This window comes from Streptomyces sp. NPDC050842 (assembly GCF_044456565.1).
Classification (GTDB): domain Bacteria; phylum Actinomycetota; class Actinomycetes; order Streptomycetales; family Streptomycetaceae; genus Streptomyces.
On the sequence record NZ_JBITGA010000008.1, the window covers coordinates 107,554 to 128,073 of the forward strand.

The 20,520-nt window shown below is 72.3% G+C and carries 14 protein-coding genes; 10 read left to right on the top strand and 4 right to left on the bottom strand.

All coding sequences use genetic code 11. The features are described 5' to 3' along the window. Nucleotides 1-88 precede the first annotated feature (88 nt). The 6 genes from ACIBG6_RS26670 to ACIBG6_RS26695 all read left to right on the top strand — a co-directional run bounded on the left by ACIBG6_RS26670 (nt 89) and on the right by ACIBG6_RS26695 (nt 8,929). The gene (locus tag ACIBG6_RS26670) at nt 89-2,164 is read left to right on the top strand and encodes a glycogen debranching N-terminal domain-containing protein (RefSeq protein WP_399225129.1); all 2,076 of its coding nucleotides are present in this window, start codon (nt 89-91) and stop codon (nt 2,162-2,164) included. Nucleotides 2,165-2,273: 109 nt separating this feature from the next. Then, complete coding sequence (locus tag ACIBG6_RS26675; RefSeq protein ID WP_399225130.1) at nt 2,274-3,068, top strand: NUDIX domain-containing protein; 795 nt, start codon at nt 2,274-2,276, stop codon at nt 3,066-3,068. Between the two features lie 122 nt (nt 3,069-3,190). Then, nucleotides 3,191-4,996, top strand: coding sequence for an ATP-binding cassette domain-containing protein (locus ACIBG6_RS26680; protein WP_399225131.1), 1,806 nt, complete (start codon nt 3,191-3,193; stop codon nt 4,994-4,996). Between the two features lie 160 nt (nt 4,997-5,156). After that, nucleotides 5,157-6,044, top strand: a complete 888-nt coding sequence (locus tag ACIBG6_RS26685) for a FadR/GntR family transcriptional regulator (RefSeq protein ID WP_317599857.1) — start codon at nt 5,157-5,159, stop codon at nt 6,042-6,044. Between the two features lie 377 nt (nt 6,045-6,421). Next, nucleotides 6,422-7,966: an RNA polymerase sigma factor gene (locus ACIBG6_RS26690; RefSeq protein WP_399225132.1), complete on the top strand. Its 1,545-nt coding sequence runs from the start codon at nt 6,422-6,424 to the stop codon at nt 7,964-7,966. A gap of 144 nt (nt 7,967-8,110) precedes the next feature. Then, complete coding sequence (locus ACIBG6_RS26695; protein WP_399225133.1) at nt 8,111-8,929, top strand: S1 family serine peptidase; 819 nt, start codon at nt 8,111-8,113, stop codon at nt 8,927-8,929. 215 nt (nt 8,930-9,144) lie between these two features. Here the strand turns inward: ACIBG6_RS26695 and ACIBG6_RS26700 are convergent, their stop codons facing one another. Further along, entirely contained in the window at nt 9,145-9,375 is a 231-nt protein-coding gene (locus tag ACIBG6_RS26700; RefSeq protein WP_024754955.1) for a hypothetical protein, read from the bottom strand. 433 nt (nt 9,376-9,808) lie between these two features. Here ACIBG6_RS26700 and ACIBG6_RS26705 point away from each other — a divergent pair, with 433 nt between their 5' ends. The 3 genes from ACIBG6_RS26705 to ACIBG6_RS26715 all read left to right on the top strand — a co-directional run bounded on the left by ACIBG6_RS26705 (nt 9,809) and on the right by ACIBG6_RS26715 (nt 14,068). After that, nucleotides 9,809-11,926, top strand: a complete 2,118-nt coding sequence (locus ACIBG6_RS26705) for a DNA topoisomerase IV subunit B (protein ID WP_329620797.1) — start codon at nt 9,809-9,811, stop codon at nt 11,924-11,926. Between the two features lie 178 nt (nt 11,927-12,104). Further along, nucleotides 12,105-12,476, top strand: a complete 372-nt coding sequence (locus ACIBG6_RS26710; RefSeq protein WP_399225134.1) for a DUF485 domain-containing protein — start codon at nt 12,105-12,107, stop codon at nt 12,474-12,476. Continuing rightward, nucleotides 12,473-14,068 carry a cation acetate symporter gene (locus tag ACIBG6_RS26715; RefSeq protein WP_399225135.1) on the top strand — a complete coding sequence of 532 codons (1,596 nt, stop codon included), beginning with the start codon at nt 12,473-12,475 and terminating at the stop codon, nt 14,066-14,068. Before ACIBG6_RS26710 ends, ACIBG6_RS26715 begins: the two co-directional genes overlap by 4 nt. A 116-nt stretch (nt 14,069-14,184) precedes the next feature. Here the strand turns inward: ACIBG6_RS26715 and ACIBG6_RS26720 are convergent, their stop codons facing one another. Together ACIBG6_RS26720 and ACIBG6_RS26725 are read right to left on the bottom strand one after the other, a co-directional pair. After that, on the bottom strand, nt 14,185-14,874 hold the full coding sequence (locus ACIBG6_RS26720; protein ID WP_399225136.1) for a response regulator: 690 nt from the start codon (nt 14,872-14,874) through the stop codon (nt 14,185-14,187). Beyond that, on the bottom strand, nt 14,871-16,550 hold the full coding sequence (locus ACIBG6_RS26725) for an ATP-binding protein (protein ID WP_399225137.1): 1,680 nt from the start codon (nt 16,548-16,550) through the stop codon (nt 14,871-14,873). The genes ACIBG6_RS26720 and ACIBG6_RS26725 overlap by 4 nt, the downstream gene beginning before the upstream one ends. A 260-nt stretch (nt 16,551-16,810) precedes the next feature. Between ACIBG6_RS26725 and ACIBG6_RS26730 the strand changes: the two genes are divergently transcribed. Then, complete coding sequence (locus ACIBG6_RS26730) at nt 16,811-17,881, top strand: CobW family GTP-binding protein (protein WP_399225138.1); 1,071 nt, start codon at nt 16,811-16,813, stop codon at nt 17,879-17,881. 163 nt (nt 17,882-18,044) lie between these two features. On the opposite strand, the gene ACIBG6_RS26735 is transcribed toward ACIBG6_RS26730, so the two are convergent. Then, complete coding sequence (locus tag ACIBG6_RS26735) at nt 18,045-20,501, bottom strand: DNA topoisomerase (ATP-hydrolyzing) subunit A (RefSeq protein WP_399225139.1); 2,457 nt, start codon at nt 20,499-20,501, stop codon at nt 18,045-18,047. Between the last annotated feature and the right edge of the window lie 19 nt (nt 20,502-20,520).

A 20,520-nucleotide genomic window follows, 5' to 3' on the forward strand; every position in this document is an offset into this window, starting at 1 on the left:
CGTTCAGCTCTCTGGCGGAGTCGGACGCACCGTGCCGCCGACGCCCCGCCGGCCGCCCGGACCGCACAGAGAGCACCCCACACCCGCCATGGCCCTCAGCCCCGTCCCGGCCCCCGGACGCCCCGCAGGACACCCGAAAGGACCCGCGCACGGACCCGCGTCCGGCGTGGGCGCCGCGCCCCCACGCGCGGTGCGGCCGGGCGAACTGCCCTCGGTGCACAACTCGCTCCTCTGCGTCGCCTTGCCCGCCCTCTCCGTCTGCGCGGAGCATGGCCAGCTCACGGGAGACGGACCCGAGGGCGTGTACATGGCGGGCCGACGGCTCCTGTCCCGCTGCGTCCTGCGGGTGGCGGGACGCGAACCCCTCCCGCTCCAGGGGCGGATGGCGGCCGCCGACCGGGCCGTCTTCCTCGGAGTCCTTCGCGTCCCCGGGGACGCGGGACCCGATCCCGGGCTCGCCGTCGAGCGCTCGCGAGGCGCCGACGGAGCCGAGCGCATCACCCTGCGCAACGCGACCGCCCGCCTCCTCCGCCTCCCCGTGGAGATCGCTCTGGGCACGGATCTCGCGGACCTGGGCGCGGTGGCGTCCGGCAGGACGGGACCCGAACTCGCCGCGAGCGTCCACGGCACCGGACTGCGCTGGACCGCGGGCGACGGACGGTCCGTCGCCGTCACCGCGGACCCGCCTCCCATGGACTCCCTGGCGGCGGCGGGCGTCCTGCGGTGGGAGGCCGAACTGGCGCCCGGAGCGCCGTTCACGATCCGGCTCCAGGTGCGCGGCGACCGGGCGGCCGGGCCCGCCGCCTCCTCGGGATCCGGCGGAGGGAGACCCGGCGGTCACCTCATCGCCGAGGCCTGGGCCGAGGGCGACGACCCGCGCCCGGGGGAGCTGCTGCGCTCCTCCGTCGAGGATCTGCGGGCCCTGCTCCAGCGGGAGCCCGCCCACCCCGCCGACGTCCATCTCGCGGCCGGCGTCCCCTGGCGCTGCGGACCGGTCACCGCCGAGGCGCTCTGGGCGGCCCGCATGGTCCTGCCTCTCGGGACCCGGCTGGCCGCGACCACGCTCCGTGCGCTGGGCCGCGCCCAACTCCAGGGAACCGGACCCGAGTCCGGACGTCTCCCCGGCCCCCTCAGGGATGCGGGCCCGCACCTTCCGCCCCGCTGTACGGGCATCGAGGCCACGCTCGCCTTTCCCGTCGTGCTCGCGGAGGCCCGCCGCTGGGGGCTGCCCGCCGCGGACCTGGAGGAGCTTCTTCCGGTCGCGGAGCGATGCCTGGGCTGGCTGCGCCGCACGGTCGGCCACAGCGGCTTCGTGCCCGACCCGGGGCCCGCCGGGCCCTGGCGGGCGGAGAACCAGGCCCACGCGCACCGTGCGGCCCTGCTCGGCGCCGACCTGCTCGACGCCTGCGGGCGGCCCGGGGGCGACGACCTGAGGGAGGGGGCACGGACACTGCGCGAGCGGTTCCGGCGCGAGTTCTGGCTCGACGACCGGGCGGGGGGCCGGCCCGCCGTCGCCCGTGCGCCGGACGGCCGGACCTGGTCCCAGCTGGGCGGCTGGGCCGCACACCTGCTCGACACCGGACTGCTGGGCGGCGGCCGGTACGCGCAAGGCCTGCTCGACCGGGCGGAGACCGAGCAGGTGGCCAGACTGCTCGCCACCCCGGCCCTCGACTCCGGCTGGGGGCTGCGCGGCCTGGGGACCAAGGAAGCCGGCCACAACCCCTTCGGCCATCGGGCCGGCGCGGTCCGGGTGCACGAGACGGCCGTCGCCGTGGCCGGCCTCGCCGCCACCGGCCACGAGAAGGAGGCCGCGTCCCTGCTCCGCGGGCTGCTCGACGCCGCGGCCGCCTTCGACTACCGACTCCCCGAGATGTACGCGGGGGAGCAGCGGACGGCGCGAGGGCGCCCGGTGCCGCACCCGGCCGCGTGCAGGCCGGCGGCTGTCGCGGCGGCCGGAGCGGTCCAGGCGATCGTCGCCCTCGCCGGGATCCGCCCCGACGCGCCGGGGCGCTCCGTGGCGGTGCTCCCGATGCCCTCGGCCCCGCTGGGGGCGATCCGCCTCTCGGGGCTCGTGGTGGCGGGAGAGCCCTTCGCCGTACGGGTCGGCAGGCTCGGTCTCGGTATGGTCGAGGAGGCCGCAGAGGGCCTTCAACTGGGGGTGTGACGGGATGTCGGGCGCAGACACGACGGAAGCTTCGCGACGCGGCGAAGAAGTCGTCGCCGATCCTTCCGCGACGCGTGTTTATCGTCAGGGAGACGACTATGATCGCGGCATGTCTCCCTACGACCCGTCGGCCTTTCCGCCTTTCGCTGTCACCGTCGATCTGGTCGTGCTCACCGTGCGGCGCCACGCGCTCTGCACCTTGATCGTGAGGAGAGGGGAACCGCCGTTCCAGGGCCGGTGGGCGCTCCCCGGCGGCTTCGTCCGTGAGGGCGAGGACCTCGGCGCCGCCGCCGCGCGTGAGCTGGTCGAGGAGACCGGACTCCGCGCCCACGACCCGGGCGACCCGCCGCCCGTACCGGGCAACGGCGCGCACCTGGAGCAGCTGGCCACGTACGGGGCTCCCGACCGCGACCCGCGGATGCGGGTGGTCAGCGTTGCGCACCTGGCGCTGGCGCCGGACCTTCCCGCGCCGCGGGCGGGCGGCGACGCGAACAGCGCCCGCTGGGAACCGGTCGGGGAGCTGCTCGGCGAGGACGGACCGGCCGGGGAGGCGGGAGCCGCGGGCGGGGGAGTCCCGGGTGGCGGAGCCGAGCCGCTCGCCTTCGACCATGCCCAGATCCTCGCCGACGGGGTGGAGCGGGCCCGCTCAAAGATCGAGTACTCCTCCCTGGCCACGGCGTTCTGCCCGCCGGAGTTCACCGTCGGAGAACTGCGGCGCGTGTACGAGGCCGTCTGGGGTGTCGCCCTCGACCCGCGGAACTTCCACCGCAAGGTGACCGGCACGCCCGGCTTCCTGGTCCCCGCCGGCGGCACCACGACCCGTCAGGGAGGCCGCCCCGCCCAGCTCTTCAGAGCAGGTGGAGCCACTCTCCTCAACCCACCGATGCTGCGCCCCGAGGTCTGATCGACCCGGCAGTCCGGCACCCCAGGGCACCAACCCTGCGCCGAAAGTCCGAAATGTAGCGTTATCTTGCTGCGGTAGCGCCGCCCTGCCGCGGAGCGGTGTCACCTACCGCGAGAGAAGCGATGCTCCAGGCAATCGGACTGACCAGTACCCCCCGCCGCGATCGCCCGCCCGCCGTGGACGATCTGACCTTCGAGGCGCGGCCCGGTGCCGTGACCGCGCTCCTCGGCCCCCCGGGCTCCGGCAAGACCACCACGCTCCGGCTCATGCTCGACCTCGATCCGGGCCGCGGGATCACCTACTTCCGGGGCCGGACGCTGCACGGCGTGGCCCATCCGTCGCGCGAGGTCGGCGTGTTCCTCGGCGACGTCCCCGGGCACCCCTCCCGCACGCTCCGCGGGCAGCTGCGGATGCTCTGCGCCGCTTCCGGAACTCCCGTCGCGCGGGCCGGTGAAGTGCTGCGGTCCGTCGGCCTGGCGGGCCTCGAAGGGCGACGGATCGGCACCCTTCCGCTCGGTGCGGAGCGCCGACTCGGCCTGGCGTGCGCCCTGTTGGGAACCCCGCACGCCCTGCTGCTCGACGAGCCGGGTGCCGGTCTCTCCGGCACCGAGAGCGCGTGGGTGTACGAGCTCCTGCGCGCACACGCGGCCGGCGGGGGCACGGTGCTCTACACGACCCAGGACCCCAAGGACGCGGCCCGCAACGCCGACCGGGTCGTCACCCTCGACGGCGGCCGCGTCGTCGCCGACCAGGACGCGACCGAGTTCGCGCGCACCCGGCTGCGGCCCCGCGTCGCCGTCCGCACCCCCCACGTCGCGCGACTGGCCGCCGCCGTGACCCAGGAGGCCCGGGCCGCCCGCCGGCCGGTCGAGGTGGTCGCGGAGGACGGGAACCTGCTGTCGGTCTACGGCAGCGACTGCGCCGCCGTCGGAGACACGGCGTTCCGGCACGGCGTGGTCGTCCACCGGCTCGCCGACGAGATCGGCGACACGACGCCCGCGCCCCGAGCCTCGGAAGGCGGTGCGCCCGGGCGTGAGGCATCCGGGCAGGGCTCGCCGTGGCACCGCGTCCCGCCCTCGCGCGACGCCGAGCCGACGTCCGGCACCACCGCGCGGGGCGACGCGGCCGAGGTGAAGCCCCCGGCCCGGAGGCCGGCCCGCTCGCCCTCGCGTCCGCTGCGGTACGAGCTCCGCCGGCTCGTCGGCGTGCCGAGCACCCCGCTCGTCGTAGCGGTGGTCCTGCTCGTCTCCGTGGCCCTCGCCCTGCTCCTCGCACGCGGAGGTTCGGTCGCGCTGCCCGTCGTCCTCGCCGGGTGGCCCGCGATCTCCCCGCTGCCGCCCGCCGCCCTCGGGGCCGGGCTGATCGGCGCCTTCTCCTTCGGCGAGGAGTACCGCTACCCCGCGCTCACCGCGGGCCGCGGTGCCGTGCCCCGGCGGCTCTGCCTGCTGCTCGCCAAGCTCGTCGTGGCGGCGGTCGTGGCCCTCGGTCTGGGGGCGCTCGTCGTGGCGGCCGACCTGGGGGCCCTGAGGCTCGTCTACGGGGGCGAGTTGATCCCCGTACCGCAGAACTGGCCTTCCCTCTGCGCGAGTTGGCTGGGGCTGCTCGTCGGGTGCGCCTGGGCGGGGGTGCTGGGCGCCGGGGTGTTCCGGGCGGCCGCCGCCGGTGTGGCCGCGGTCCTCGCCGTACCGGTCGCTTTCGTTCCGCTCCTGCAGCTGGTGCTCACCGGCCCGTCGGTGCGTTCGGTCGCCGGGCTGCCGGCGAGGTTGCGCGAGATCGCCGGTCCGCAGTGGTCCCCGGGCGTGGACCGGTGGTTGGCGGGAGCGCTGCGGGTGGTCGGACAGCCCGCGGGGGTGGCGCTCTCGCTGATGTTGACCGGCCTGTTGTGCGCCTATCTGTTCACCGGGCTTCGCCGGAGGGCCCGTTGGTGATCACTTTCGGATCGAAAGATTCCGGTTTTCGGGCAACTCCCTTAAAGATTGCCCTCTATGTCCGAATAATCGTCAATTGTGTAGGGGGTGCCGATCACCCTTTCGTGTGCTTTTCACCAAAGACCTCAAGGGTCACGGAAGCAACGCCGACAAAGGATGCGTGAGTACCCTTGCGCACACCATGATGACCGCCGCCCGTCCCGTCGAGTCCGGCCTCGGCGCCCCGGGCGATCTCGACCGCTACCCCTACGCGGAGGCGCCCGGCGCCGGCCGTGTGGGTCCGCCCTCCTGGGAGGGCGTGGACACCGACCTGGGCCGCGTCGGCCGCCGCAGCACCGGCAGCCGGGGCCGGGGGCTCCACGGCCAGCTCGTCCAGCAGCTCGGCCAGATGATCGTCTCCGGCGACCTCGGGGCCGACCGCCCCCTCGTCCCCGAGGAGATCGGCCAGCGCTTCGAGGTCTCACGCACCGTCGTGCGCGAGTCGCTGCGCGTGCTGGAGGCCAAGGGCCTCGTCAGCGCCCGCCCCAACGTCGGCACGCGCGTCAGGCCCGTCAGCGACTGGAACCTCCTCGACCCCGACATCATCGAGTGGCGCGCGTTCGGCCCGCAGCGCGACGACCAGCGCCGCGAGCTGAACGAGCTGCGCTGGACCATCGAGCCCCTGGCCGCCCGCCTCGCCGCCGGACACGGCCGCGAGGACGTCCAGCAGCGCCTCTCCGACATGGTCGAGATCATGGGGCACGCGTACGCCCAGGGCGACGCGATCACCTTCTCCCGCGCGGACACCGAGTTCCACTCCCTGCTCATCCAGCTCGCCGGGAACCGCATGCTGGAGCACCTCTCCGGCATCGTCGGCTCCGCGCTCCAGGTCTCCGGTGGTCCCGTCACCGGCTGTGACCGCCCGAGCGAGGCGTGCCTCGGTCACCACGCCCGGATCGTCGACGCCCTGGCCGAGGGGGACGCGCAGGGGGCCGAGGCCGCCATGCGGCAGCTGCTGACCGTCCACCCCGAGGTGGAGCGCGTCGTTCCCGCCCCCCGCGAACACTGACCGCGGGTCGTGGCCGGGAGCGCGGAGGCGTACGCATCGCGCGCCGCCGGGTCCGAGCGCGTTCCGGGGAGCCCGGTCGGGTCTCCCCGGATGGCGCCAGGGTTCCGGCGGCGCGAATGTGCCATCATCTACCGCTTCGACTGTTTCGCCGCATATGAGGTGTGACTCGGGCCACGAAGATTGGGCGTAACACTCCTCCGAGCCGTGCGATGACCTAAGAGGTGACAGCCGAGGAAGGAATACAGCAGCCGTTCGAGGCGCTGTGCAGTTCCCCGGCCCAACCCGCGCCGTCGGCACATTTCCCGCCGACGGTCGTCGGCTCCGGCCCTATCCAGGGCGGGGCCGGAAGCCGTTTCCATCGTTCCGAGAGGTTGTTCGTGTCGGCCAGCACATCCCGTACGCTCCCGCCGGAGATCGCCGAGTCCGAGTCTGTGATGGCGCTCATCGAGCGGGGAAAGGCTGATGGGCAGATCGCCGGCGATGACGTGCGTCGGGCCTTCGAAGCCGACCAGATTCCGCCAACCCAGTGGAAGAATGTTCTGCGCAGCCTCAATCAGATCCTCGAGGAAGAGGGTGTGACGCTGATGGTCAGTGCAGCGGAGTCGCCGAAGCGCGCCCGCAAGAGCGTCGCTGCGAAGAGCCCGGCCAAGCGCACCGCCACCAAGACCGTCACTGCCAGGACGACCGTGACGAAGACCACCGTCTCGGCCGCAACGGCTCCTGCGGCGGACAGCGACGACCTGGCCGACGAGGCCGGATCGCCCGCCAAGAAGGCGGCCGCGAAGAAGACCGTCGCCAAGAAGGCGACGGCCAAGAAGACCGTCGCCAAGAAGACGACGGCCAAGAAGACCGCGTCCAAGAAGGACGGCGACGACGCCGAGGGCGAGGAGCTCCTCGACGACGCCGCGCCCGGCAAGGGCGAGGAGGAAGAGACCGAGGGCGAGAGCAAGGGCTTCGTCCTGTCCGATGAGGACGAGGACGACGCTCCGGCGCAGCAGGTCGCCGTCGCCGGTGCCACCGCCGACCCGGTCAAGGACTACCTCAAGCAGATCGGCAAGGTCCCGCTGCTCAACGCCGAGCAGGAGGTCGAGCTCGCCAAGCGCATCGAGGCCGGTCTGTTCGCCGAGGACAAGCTGGCGAACTCGGACAAGCTCGCTCCGAAGCTCAAGCGCGAGCTGGAGATCATCGCCGAGGACGGCCGCCGGGCCAAGAACCACCTCCTGGAGGCCAACCTCCGTCTGGTGGTCTCGCTGGCCAAGCGCTACACCGGCCGCGGCATGCTCTTCCTGGACCTGATCCAGGAGGGCAACCTGGGTCTGATCCGTGCGGTCGAGAAGTTCGACTACACCAAGGGCTACAAGTTCTCCACGTACGCCACCTGGTGGATCCGTCAGGCGATCACCCGCGCCATGGCCGACCAGGCCCGCACCATCCGTATCCCGGTGCACATGGTCGAGGTCATCAACAAGCTCGCGCGCGTGCAGCGTCAGATGCTCCAGGACCTGGGCCGTGAGCCCACCCCGGAGGAGCTGGCCAAGGAGCTCGACATGACCCCTGAGAAGGTCATCGAGGTCCAGAAGTACGGCCGTGAGCCGATCTCCCTCCACACCCCGCTGGGTGAGGACGGAGACAGCGAGTTCGGTGACCTCATCGAGGACTCCGAGGCGGTCGTGCCGGCCGACGCGGTGAGCTTCACGCTCCTCCAGGAGCAGCTGCACTCCGTGCTCGACACGCTCTCCGAGCGTGAGGCGGGTGTCGTCTCGATGCGCTTCGGCCTCACCGACGGCCAGCCGAAGACGCTGGACGAGATCGGCAAGGTCTACGGCGTGACGCGCGAGCGGATCCGTCAGATCGAGTCGAAGACGATGTCGAAGCTGCGTCACCCGTCGCGTTCGCAGGTCCTGCGCGACTACCTCGACTGATCCGTTCCGAGGCACAGAGCGACACACGAAGGGCCCGGTTCCCCGAAAGGGAGGAACCGGGCCCTTCGCGTGTGCGCGGGTGCAGGGGGCGGACGCGTGCAGGACGCTGGGTGAACCGACATCACCGGAGAGTCAGGAGGCTCCATGCGTGGTTCCCTCACCCGTGCCTTGACGGGTGCCCTGGGCCTGATCACGGCGGCGGCGGGGCAGGTCGCCACCGCCGCCCCCGCGGCCGCCGACAGTGTCGTCGTGGGCGGCCGGCAGGCCCTGATCGCGGACGCGCCGTGGGTCGTGGCGCTGTCCAGCCGTGACCGGTTCGGGGGTACCCGGGCGGGGCAGTTCTGCGGCGGCGTCGTCGTCGCGCCGACCAAGGTCCTCACGGCGGCCCACTGCCTGGGCCGAGAGGTCCTCGGGGGCGAGCCATGGGAGGTGCGCGACTTCGTGGTCATCGCCGGCCGTGCCGCGCTGCGAGGGCAGGGCGGGCAGGAGGTCGGGATCTCGGACACCTGGATCAATCCCGACTACGACCCGACGACGAACTCGGGCGATCTCGCGGTGCTGACGCTGGCGAGCGCTCTGCCGCAGTCGTACGTGATCGGCGTCGCCCGCGCGGGCGATCCGGCGTACACGCCCGGTACGGAGGCGGACGTCTACGGCTGGGGTGACACCACCGGCAACGGGACCTACGCCTCCACGCTGCGGACGGCCCGCGTCCAGGTGCTGCCGGACACGGCGTGCGAGCGGGCGTACCCGGGCGGTTTCGGCGTCCCGTACCGCAGCGACACGATGCTGTGCGCGGGCGACCCGGAGGGCGGCAGGGACGCGTGCCAGGGGGACAGTGGCGGACCCCTGGTGGCCAAGGGGCTTCTCGTCGGCCTGGTGTCGTGGGGGAGCGGCTGCGGGCAGGCGGAGAACCCGGGTGTCTACACGAGGGTCTCGGCGGTGCTGCCGGAGCGGATCTGACGAGCGCCCCCGCCCGTGGCCACGAGTGGTCCTGAGCGGCTACGGGCGCCCTGGAGGGCCACGGAGCCGGGCCTGGCCGGCCCCGAGCCGGGCCCGGGCCGGCTACGGGCGGCTGGGAGTGCGTACGAGAACGGGCGGCCACCCCCTTGCTTGCGGGGGTGGCCGCCCGGCGTCCGGTCAGCGACCGGCTCTGGGCTCGTCGGGTATGCGAGGCGTCAGTGCTCGTCGCCCGTCGTGCGGGCCGGCACGTCGGTGAGCCGGTCCGTCTCATCCTGTATCTCAGCGGCGATCTTCTTGAGTTCCGGCTCGAACTTGCGGCCGTGGTGGGCGCAGAAGAGCAAGTCACCTCCGCTGGTCAGGACGACGCGCAGGTACGCCTGGGCGCCGCAGCGGTCGCAGCGGTCAGCGGCCGTCAGGGGGCTCGCGGGGGTCAGAACAGTAGTCACGTCGCCTCTTCTCTAGCTCGACGAGCTGTCGTACCAGGGTCAACATCCAACCAGGCCGGAAACGTTCCCGCTCGTGGCTTTTCCTCGAAACTTTTTCCCAAGGTGGCTGTCTGCTGCCGGTTGGCGGCGAATGAGCCGTATTGCGTCGCTCTACGGATTTCGCGTTGCTTGTCTCGGTGCGTCCTCCCGGCGTGGTTGCCGGTTGTTGATGAGGACGTGCCCGGAGCCTAAATGGTTCATGCCTGGAAGGGAACGTGACGTTCGCGTCACCCCTTCGAGGGATCGAACATCCATACGACTCTGGACTAGCATGAGGAAACGGGGAGGGTGGCGTGACAACGGCTCTACCAGGCATCGGTACCCTCTGACCGGTGAACGACGCCGGGCCTTACCCCACCGGGCCAGTTTTCAAATTCAGCGAGGAGCGAACCGCGTGACCGCCGAAACGTCCGTGCCGTCCAGTGCGCTGCTGACCGCAGACCGTGACGCTTCCAACTACACCGCGCGGCACCTGCTCGTACTCGAAGGGCTCGAAGCGGTCCGCAAGCGCCCCGGTATGTACATCGGGTCCACCGACAGCCGCGGCCTGATGCACTGCATCTGGGAGATCATCGACAACTCGGTCGACGAGGCCCTCGGCGGTTACTGCGACCACATCGACGTCATCCTCCACGACGACGGCTCCGTCGAGGTCCGGGACAACGGCCGGGGCATCCCGGTCGACGTCGAGCCGAAGACCGGGCTCTCCGGCGTCGAGGTCGTCATGACCAAGCTGCACGCCGGCGGAAAGTTCGGCGGCGGCTCGTACGCCGCCTCCGGCGGTCTGCACGGCGTCGGCGCCTCCGTGGTCAACGCCCTGTCGGCCCGCCTCGACGTCGAGGTCGACCGGAACAGCTCCACGCACTCCATCAGCTTCCGCCGCGGCGTGCCCGGCATCTTCACGGAGCAGGGCCCCGACAGCCCCTTCGACCCGGGCAACGGCCTGCGGAAGGGCAAGCGCGTCCCCAAGACCCGCACGGGCACGCGGGTCCGCTACTGGGCTGACCGGCAGATCTTCCTCAAGGACGCCAAGCTCTCGCTGGAGACGCTCCACCAGCGCGCCCGGCAGACCGCCTTCCTCGTGCCCGGCCTCACGATCGTCGTCCGCGACGAGCGGGACCTGGCCGGGATCGGCAAGAGCGAGGAGACCTTCCGCTTCGACGGAGGCATCAGCGAGTTCTGCGAGTACCTCGCGCAGGACAAGGCCGTCTGCGACATCCAGCGCCTCACCGGCACGGGGACCTTCAAGGAGACCGTCCCGGTCCTCGACGAGCGCGGCCACATGACCCCGACCGAGGTCACCCGCGAGCTCGCCGTCGACGTCGCGCTGCGCTGGGGCACCGGCTACGACAGCACGGTCAAGTCCTTCGTCAACATCATCGCCACCCCCAAGGGCGGCACCCACGTCTCCGGCTTCGAGCAGGCCATCACCAAGACGGTGAACGAAGTGCTCCGCTCGGCCAAGATGCTGCGCGTCGCCGAGGACGACATCGTCAAGGACGACGCCCTGGAGGGGCTCACGGCCGTCGTGACGGTCCGCCTCGCCGAGCCGCAGTTCGAGGGCCAGACGAAGGAGGTCCTGGGCACCTCCGCCGCCCGCAGGATCGTGGCGAACGTGGTCGCCAAGGAGCTCAAGGCCTTCCTGACCTCCACCAAGCGCGACGCCAAGGCGCAGGCCCGCGCCGTCCTGGACAAGGCCGTCGCCGCCGCCAGGACCCGGATCGCGGCCCGTCAGCACAAGGACGCGCAGCGCAGGAAGACCGCGCTCGAGTCCTCCTCCCTGCCGGCCAAGCTCGCCGACTGCCGCAGCGACGACGTGGAGCGCAGCGAGCTCTTCATCGTCGAGGGAGACTCCGCCCTCGGTACGGCCAAGCTCGCGCGCAACAGCGAGTTCCAGGCCCTGCTGCCGATCCGCGGCAAGATCCTCAACGTCCAGAAGTCCTCGGTCTCGGACATGCTCAAGAACGCCGAGTGCGGAGCGATCATCCAGGTCATAGGAGCGGGCTCGGGTCGCACCTTCGACATCGACGCGGCCCGCTACGGGAAGATCGTCCTGCTGGTCGACGCCGATGTCGACGGCGCGCACATCCGCTGCCTGCTGCTGACGCTCTTCCAGCGCTACATGCGGCCCATGGTCGAGGCCGGACGCGTCTTCGCCGCCGTGCCTCCGCTGCACCGGATCGAGCTCGTCCAGCCCAAGAAGGGCCAGGACAAGTACGTCTACACGTACTCGGACGGCGAGCTGCGGCAGACCCTGCTGGAGTTCCAGCGCAAGGGGGTCCGCTACAAGGACTCCATCCAGCGCTACAAGGGTCTGGGCGAGATGGACGCCGACCAGCTCGCGGAGACCACGATGGACCCGCGCCACCGCACCCTGCGCCGGATCAACATCGGCGACCTGGACTCGGCGGAGCAGGTCTTCGACCTCCTCATGGGCAACGACGTGGCGCCCCGCAAGGAGTTCATCACCAGCTCGGCGGCGACGCTCGACCGCTCGCGCATCGACGCCTGACAGGCGTCACGGACAGGACCGGGCCGTGCGGTACGCATATCAGCACGGCCCGGTCAGGCCACAGGGGGCAACTGTCACCTGATGGGGTGAAGAGGGGGAGGAGAAGAGTCCGGGATCTTCCCGCTCTGTCCATCCTTGGGCACGCGACCGAAACGGTTCGCTGACAAGGAGTTGGCCGGTGGAGCAGTACGACACGGCAGTGCCGCGACAGCGCGATCCCAGCGCGGCGGAGATCTACCTGGAAGTCCAGCGGAGCCCCGCGTTCCAGGAAGTGCGCCGCCGCTACCGCCGGTTCGTCTTCCCGGCCGCCCTCGCGTTCCTGCTCTGGTACCTCGCCTACGTCGTCGCGGCGACCGCGGCACCCGGGCTCATGGCGCGGCCCGTCGCCGGCGCGGTGAACGTGGCCATGCTCGCCGGGCTCGGGCAGTTCCTCACCACCTTCCTGCTGACCTGGGCCTACGCGCGCCACGCGCGGCTGCGCCGGGACCGGGCGGCCCTCGAACTCCGCTGGGACACGCAGGAGATGACCCGAGGGGTGGCGCAGCGGTGACCGGAGACCATCAGACCCTGGCGCTCGTGCTCTTCAGCGTCTTCATCGCCGTCACCCTGGGGATCACCACCTGGGTGAGCCGGAACCGGCACGGATCGGCGGAGGAGTTCTACGCCGGGGGCAGGCTGTTCTCGCCTATGGAGAACGGTTTCGCCATCGCCGGCGACTACATGTCCGCGGCCTCCTTCCTCGGCATCTCCGGGCTGATCGCGCTCTACGGCTACGACGGCATGCTGTACTCCGTCGGCTTCCTCGTCGCCTGGCTGGTCGTCCTCCTGCTCGTCGCGGAACTCGTCCGCAACTGCGGGCGGTTCACGCTCGCGGACGTCGTCGCCGCGCGGATGTCCGAGCGGCCGGTGCGGATCGCCGCCGGAACCTCCTCCGTGGCCGTCTCCGTGCTCTACCTCGTGGCCCAGATGGTCGGCGCCGGAAGCCTGGTCGCGCTCCTGCTCGGCGGCACGAGCGAGGCGGCCCGCTCCTGGACCGTGATCGGCGTGGGGGCACTGATGGTGATCTACGTGTCGCTCGGCGGCATGCGGGCCACGACCTGGATCCAGATCGTCAAGGCGGTCCTGCTCATGGCGGGCACGATCGCGCTCACCGTCCTCGTCCTCCTCCGCTTCCACGGCGACGTGAACAGCCTGCTGGCCAGCGCGGCCGACCGCAGCGGCCACGGACGGGACTTCCTCGCCCCCGGGCTGCGCTACGGCGGTGACTGGACCGCGCGCCTCGACTTCATCAGCCTCGGGATCGCCCTGGTCCTGGGCACCGCGGGACTGCCGCACATCCTGTCGCGCTTCTACACCGTGCCCACCGCCCGTGCCGCCCGCCGGTCCGTCGTCTGGTCCATCGGCCTCATCGGCAGCTTCTACCTGATGACCATCGTGCTCGGCTTCGGCGCCGCCGCCCTGATCGGACCCGCCGAGGTCCGCGCCTCCAGCGCGTCGGGGAACACCGCCATTCCGCTGCTCGCCCTCGACCTCGGCGGCGGCGCGGGATCCACCGGCGGCACCGTGCTCTTCGCCGTCGTCGCCGCCGTCGCCTTCGCGACCATCCTCGCCGTCGTCGCCGGGATCACCCTCGCCTCCTCGGCCTCCGTCGCCCACGACCTGTACAGCTCGCTGCGCCGCCGGCACGCGAAGAAGCAGTACAGCGAGGTGACCGTGGCGCGGTTCGCGGCGGCCGGAATCGGCGCCGCCGCCATCGGGCTCGGCCTGCTCGCCCGCGATCTCAACGTGGCCTTCCTCGTCGGCCTCGCCTTCGCGGTCGCCGCCTCCGCCAACCTGCCCGTCCTGCTCTACTCGCTGTTCTGGCGGAAGTTCACCACCCGGGGCGCGGTCTGGTCGGTGTACGGCGGGCTGATCCCCGCGGTTGTCCTCGTCCTGCTGTCGCCGGTCGTCTCGGGCAGCCCGGAGGCGCTGTTCCCCGGGCTCGACTTCCACGTCTTCCCGCTGCAGAACCCGGGCGTGGTCTCCATCCCGCTCGGGTTCCTCGCGGGCTGGCTCGGTACGGTCACCTCGACCGAGCCGCCCGACGAGGCGCGGCACGCCGAGGCCGAGGTCCGGGCGCTGACCGGGGCCGGGGCCGTCTGAGAGGGAAAGCTCCTCGGACGGCTGGCGGTCTCGGGACGGTGTGCGGTCTCAGACCGTGGGCGGCCTCAGATGGCGGGTGGTCTCAGGCGGTGGGTGGACTCGGGTGGTGGGCGGCCTCAGGCGGCGGGTGGTGAGGCCGCCCAGGCGTACCGGTGCTCGGGGCGGCCCGTCTCGCCGTACCGGAGGGAGAGGCTCACCCGGCCGGTGCGTTCGAGGAGCTTGAGGTAGCGCTGGGCGGTCTGGCGGCTCACGCCGGCCCGCTCGGCGATCTCCTGAGCGGAGAGCGGGCCGCCGGCGGCGAGCAGGACCTGCCGGACCAGCTCGGCCGTGGTGGGGGAGTGCCCCTTCGGCAGGTCGGGGGCGACGGTGCCCGCCGCCAGGACCCCGAAGATCCGGTCCACCTCGGCCTGCTCCGCCTCGCCGCCGGCGCCCAGGGCGCGCCGGAGCGCCGCGTACGCCTCCAGCTTGGAGCGCAGACCGGCGAAGTTGAACGGCTTGACCAGGTACTGGAGCGCGCCGTGGCGCATCGCCGCCTGCACGGTGGCCACGTCCCGGGCTGCGGTCACCATGATCACGTCGCACTGGTGGCCGCGCGCGCGGAGTTCCCGTACGGCGGCGAGGCCGTTCTCGTCCGGCAGGTAGTGGTCGAGAAGGATCAGGTCCACCGGGTGCTCGGCCAGGGCGGCCAGCGCCTCGGCGGTCGAATGGGCGAGGGCGGACACCCGGAAGCCGGGGACCTTCGCGACGTACGCGGCGTTGATCCGCGCCACGAGCACGTCGTCGTCGACCACGAGCACGTCGATCATCGCGCGGCCTCCCCGGCGGGCTCCGGCGACAGGGCGGTTCCGGCGGGCTCCGGTTCGGTCAGGGCGTCCGGGAGGACGACGGTGAACTCCGCGCCCCCGTCCGGGGCCCCGGCCACGCGGGCCGTGCCGCCCCGGCGCTCGGCCAGCCGGCGCACGAAGGCGAGACCGAGCCCGCGCCTGCCGTGGGGCGGCGGCTCCTTCGTCGACCAGCCCTCGGTGAAGATCAGCTCGCGGCGCTCCTCGGGGACGCCGGGGCCGCTGTCCGTGACCCGCAGCACGACCGTACGGCCGTCGGTGCGGAACGCGACCTCGATCAGGGCGCCCGGCGTGCCCGCGACGGCGTCCAGGGCGTTGTCGACCAGATTGCCGACGACCGTCACCAGCTCACGGGGGTCGACGAGCCGGTCCGGCAGCAGGGACTCCGGGGAGATCCGCAGCGACACGCCGCGCTCGGCGGCGACGGTCGCCTTGCCGACCAGGAGCGCGGCGAGCAGCGGGTCGTGGACCTTCTCCGTGACCTGCTCGGCGGTCGCCCGGTGCACCCCGACCACCTCGGTGACGAACTCGACCGCCTCCTCGTGCATGTCCAACTCCAGGAGGCCGAGGAGCGTGTGCAGCCGGTTGGCGTGCTCGTGGTCCTGGGCGCGGAGGGCGTCGATCAGGCCCCGCGTCGAGTCGAGCTCCCGCCCGAGGCGCTCCAGCTCGGTGCGGTCGCGCAGGGTCGCGACGGCGCCGCCGTCGTCCGTGGGCATCCGGTTGGCGATCAGGACCCGGTGGCCCTGGACGGTGACGAGGTCCTCGCCCGTGACCCGGCCCGCGAGGACGTCGGCCGTACGGCCCTCGCCGAGGACCTCGTCCACGGGCCGGCCCGCGGCCTCGGGGCCGACGCCGAGGAGGCGCTGCGCCTCGTCGTTCACCAGCCGTACGGAGCCGGTGCGGTCGATGGCCACGACACCTTCCCGGATGCCGTGCAGCATCGCCTCGCGCTCGGCGAGCAGCGCGGAGATGTCGGAGAAGGCCAGGTCGTGCGTCTGCCGCTGGAGCCGCCGGGAGATCAGGTACGCGGCGAGGGCCCCGACCGCGAGCGCCCCGCCCGCGTACGCGAGGAGGCCGGGGATCGCGGCGAGGAGCCGGTCGCGGACGCTGTCGTACTCGATGCCGACGGAGACGGCGCCGATGATCCGGCCGTCCGCGTCGCGCAGCGGGGCCTTGCCGCGCGCCGAGCGGCCGAGCGTGCCGCTGTCGATCTCCATCACCTCCCGGCCCGCGAGGACGGCGCTCGGGTCGGTGGAGACGCGCCGGCCGATCTCGGCGGGGTCGGTGTGCGACCAGCGCACTCCGCGGGTGTCCATGACGACGACGTACTCGGCGCCGGTGGACACCCGGATCCGTTCGGCCTCCGTCTGTACCGGGCCCCGTGCCGAGGGCGGCGTGCCGACGAGGCCGGCGGCGAGCACCGGGGAGGCGGTGGTCTCGGCGATGGCCAGGGCCCGCCGCATGGCCTGGTCGTCGAGCTGGGCGCTGAGCGGGGCGAGGAAGAGACCGGTGGCGAGGACGGTCACACCGGTCGCGATGGCCAGCTGCATCAGCAGGACCTGCGCGAACACCCGCCGGGGCCACCCGAACCGCCGACGGCGCACGAGGGGCCGCGCGGGGCTGGTCTGTGCGGGGCTCATGTCGGAAAAGGTAAGCGCCCGGGCCCCACGACCGGAAATACCGGCCCCGGTTCCCCGCTGGGCCCGTATCGCCGGGCTGTCCCGTGTCCCTGCGCCGGAGCCCCGGCCGTACCGGATCCCGGCCGCGCCGGATCCCGGCCGCGCCGGAAGCTCGGGTGGCTTCGGATCGGCCCGTGGTTTCGGTCGTCCTCGGACGATCACGCCTATCCTGGGGCCTTCCCACCGCCGTGGGAAGGAACCCGCGACCGGAGGCACGACCCTTGAGCACGCAGCAGATCCCCGTCGTCGTCCTCGCCGGGTTTCTCGGGGCCGGGAAGACCACGCTCCTCAACCACCTGCTGCGCAGCGCCCGGGGTACCCGCATCGGGGTCATGGTCAACGACTTCGGGGACATCGGCATCGACGCGATGACCGTCGCCGGACAGGTGGGCTCCACCGTCTCCCTCGGCAACGGCTGCCTGTGCTGCGCGGTCGACGCGAGCGAGCTCGACGAGTACCTGGAGGTGCTGACCCGGCCCGAGTCCCGGCTCGACGTGATCGTCATCGAGGCGAGCGGCCTCGCCGAGCCGCAGGAACTGGTCCGCATGGTGCTGGCCAGCGAGAACGAGCGGATCGTCTACGGAGGGCTCGTCCAGCTCGTCGACGCGGCCGAGTTCGACGCCACCCGGCGGCTCCACCCCGAGACCGACCGGCACCTCGCCCTCGCCGACCTCGTGGTGGTCAACAAGGTCGACCGGGTCTCGGAGGACCGCCTGCGGACCGTCCGGGACACGGTGGCCGGCCTCGCGGGGCGCGCCGCCGTGGTCGAGGCCTCCCACGGCCGGATCGAGCCGGAGCTGCTCTTCGACCGGGTCGTCCCCGAGGACGAGATCGAGGGCCAGATGTCGATCGAGGACATCCTGTACGGCCCCGGCGACGACACCCACGCCCACCCGCACGCGGCCTACGAGACCCTCTCGCTGACGGCCGCGGTCCCGCTGCACCCGCGCAGGCTGATGACCTTCCTGGACTCCAGGCCCGAGGGGCTCTACCGGATCAAGGGTTTCGTCGACTTCGGCGCCGCCGACCCGGACAACCGTTACGCCGTCCACGCGGTCGGCCGCTTCCTGCGCTTCTACCTCGAGCCCTGGCCCGCCGGCGAGGAGCGGCTCACCCAGCTCGTCCTGATCGGCTCCGGCATCGACGCCGCCGCCCTGCGGAAGGAGCTCGCCGCGTGCGAGGCGAGCGGCCCGGAGGACACCCCCGACGAGCACGGCATGTGGGGAGTCCTGCGCTACGTACGGCAGACCGACGAGGAGCCGGACCAGGTCCAGGACGCCCCGCTCTCCTGACCTCCCGCCTGCCCGGCAGGCCCGGCAGGCCCGGCCGGCTGGCCAGCTCCGGGCGTGTCCGGCGAGGTCGTGGACCGGGACCGGGACCGGGACCGGGGGTAGGGGAAGACCCCCTTGGGGTCGTGGCCGGTTCCAAGGGGGTCCCTTCGTGGCGTGCGGACGGTCAGGCGGGGCCGGCCAGTACGTCGACCGGCTGGGGCAGCGGGACGCCCGAGCCGTCGCGGCGCGGGTCCACGTCCGGCAGCGGCACCGGGGTGCCGTTCTTCTGCGCGGCCCGGGCCGGGGTGGCGCCCGCCCAGGCCAGGATCAGGACGTCCTCGCCCTTCAGGAACCGCTGGCAGCGGACACCGCCCGTCGCGCGGCCCTTGCGCGGGTACTGGTCGAAGGGGGTCAGCTTCGCCGACGTACCCGCCGAGGCGTCCAGGGTGCCGGTGGAGCCCGCGACCGTGAAGACGACGGCGTCCGCCGCCGGGTCCACGGCCGTGAACGAGAGGACCTCGGCGCCCGCGGTCAGCTTGACGCCCGCCATGCCGCCGGCCGGACGGCCCTGGGGCCGTACCTGCGCGGCCGGGTAGCGGAGGAGCTGGGCGTCGGAGGTGATGAAGACCAGGTCCTCCTCGCCCGTCCGCAGCTCGGTCGCGCCGACGATCCGGTCACCGTCCTTGAGGGTGATGACCTCCAGCTCGTCCTTGTTCGCCGGGTAGTCCGGCACCACACGCTTCACCACGCCCTGCAGCGTGCCGATCGCGAGACCCGGCGAGGACTCGTCGAGCGTGGTCAGGCAGACCACCGACTCGTCCGCCTCCAGGGACAGGAACTCCGAGAGCTGCGCGCCACCCGCGAGGTTGGGGGTGGCCGCGGTGTCCGGGAGCTGCGGCAGGTCGATGACCGCGATGCGCAGCAGCCTGCCGTCCGAGGTCACCGCGCCGACGTCACCGCGCTGGGTGGCGGCCACCGCGGACACGATCAGGTCGTGCTTGGTGCGCGGCGCGTCCGGGTCGGTGGGCGGCAGCTCCGCCGTCGCCGTACGGGCCAGCAGGCCCGTGGAGGAGAGCAGCACGCGGCACGGGTCGTCCGCGACCTCGAGGGGGACGGCCGCGATGGGCGCGCCCGCCGATTCGAGCAGGACCGTCCGCCGGTCGGTGGCGAACTTCTTGGCGACCGCGGCCAGTTCCGCCGAGACCAGCTTCCGCAGCTCCGCGTCGGAGTCGAGGATCCCGGTCAGCTCGTCGATCTCGCCGTTGAGCCGGTCGCGCTCGGTCTCCAGCTCGATGCGGTCGAACCTGGTGAGGCGGCGCAGCGGGGTGTCCAGGATGTACTGCGTCTGGATCTCGCTCAGCGAGAAGCGCTCCATCAGGCGCTCCTTGGCCTGAGCGGAGTTGTCGCTCTCCCGGATGATCCGGATGACCTCGTCGATGTCGAGGAGTGCGACGAGCAGGCCGTCCACCAGGTGGAGCCGGTCGCGCTTCTTGGTCCGGCGGAACTCGGAGCGGCGGCGGACGACCTCGAAGCGGTGGTCGAGGTAGACCTCCAGGAGCTCCTTCAGGCCGAGCGTGAGCGGCTGACCGTCCACCAGCGCCACGTTGTTGATACCGAAGGACTCCTCCATCGGCGTCAGCTTGTAGAGCTGCTCCAGGACCGCCTCCGGCACGAAGCCGTTCTTGATCTCGATGACGAGACGCAGGCCGTGGCTGCGGTCGGTGAGGTCCTTGACGTCCGCGATGCCCTGGAGCTTCTTGGAGCCGACGAGGTCCTTGATCTTGGAGATGACCTTCTCGGGGCCGACCGTGAAGGGCAGCTCGGTCACGACGATGCCCTTGCGGCGCGCCGTCACGTTGTCCACGGTCGCCGTGGCGCGGATCTTGAACGTGCCGCGGCCGTTCTCGTACGCGTCCTTGATGCCGGACAGGCCGACGATCCGGCCGCCGGTCGGCAGGTCGGGTCCGGGCACGAAGCGCATCAGCGTCTCGAGGTCGGCTCCCGGGTGGCGGATCAGGTGGCGGGCCGCCGCGATCACCTCGCCGAGGTTGTGCGGCGGCATGTTGGTCGCCATGCCGACCGCGATCCCCGACGCGCCGTTGACCAGCAGGTTCGGATAGGCGGCGGGCAGCGCCACCGGCTCCTGCTCCTGGCCGTCGTAGTTCGGCGTGAAGTCGACCGTGTCCTCGTCGATGGAATCGGTCATCAGCAGCGCGGCCGGGGCCATCCGCGACTCCGTGTACCGCATGGCGGCGGGCGGGTCGTCGTTGCCGAGGGAGCCGAAGTTGCCGTGGCCGTCGACGAGGGGCAGCCGCATGGAGAAGGGCTGTGCCATGCGGACCATGGCGTCGTAGATCGACGCGTCGCCGTGCGGGTGGAGCTTGCCCATCACCTCGCCGACGACACGGGCGCACTTCACGAACCCGCGATCGGGCCTGAGCCCCATCTCGCCCATCTGGTAGACGATGCGGCGCTGGACGGGCTTCATGCCGTCGCGGGCGTCGGGGAGAGCGCGCGAGTAGATCACCGAGTACGCGTACTCGAGGAAGGAGCCCTGCATCTCGTCGACGACGTCGATGTCGAGGATCCTCTCCTCGTACGCGTCGTCCGGCGGCGGTGTCTTCGTGCTGCGGCGGGCCATCGCGGCTGCGGCTCCTTCA

What these genes read in the sequence shown, in the direction of transcription:
- ACIBG6_RS26670 (WP_399225129.1), top strand. Translation starts at nt 89, where the DNA reads ATGGCCCTCAGCCCCGTCCCGGCCCCCGGACGCCCCGCAGGACACCCG.
- ACIBG6_RS26735 (WP_399225139.1), bottom strand. Translation starts at nt 20,501, where the DNA reads ATGGCCCGCCGCAGCACGAAGACACCGCCGCCGGACGACGCGTACGAG.
- ACIBG6_RS26675 (WP_399225130.1), top strand. Translation starts at nt 2,274, where the DNA reads ATGTCTCCCTACGACCCGTCGGCCTTTCCGCCTTTCGCTGTCACCGTC.
- ACIBG6_RS26725 (WP_399225137.1), bottom strand. Translation starts at nt 16,550, where the DNA reads ATGAGCCCCGCACAGACCAGCCCCGCGCGGCCCCTCGTGCGCCGTCGG.
- ACIBG6_RS26695 (WP_399225133.1), top strand. Translation starts at nt 8,111, where the DNA reads ATGCGTGGTTCCCTCACCCGTGCCTTGACGGGTGCCCTGGGCCTGATC.
- ACIBG6_RS26680 (WP_399225131.1), top strand. Translation starts at nt 3,191, where the DNA reads ATGCTCCAGGCAATCGGACTGACCAGTACCCCCCGCCGCGATCGCCCG.
- ACIBG6_RS26720 (WP_399225136.1), bottom strand. Translation starts at nt 14,874, where the DNA reads ATGATCGACGTGCTCGTGGTCGACGACGACGTGCTCGTGGCGCGGATC.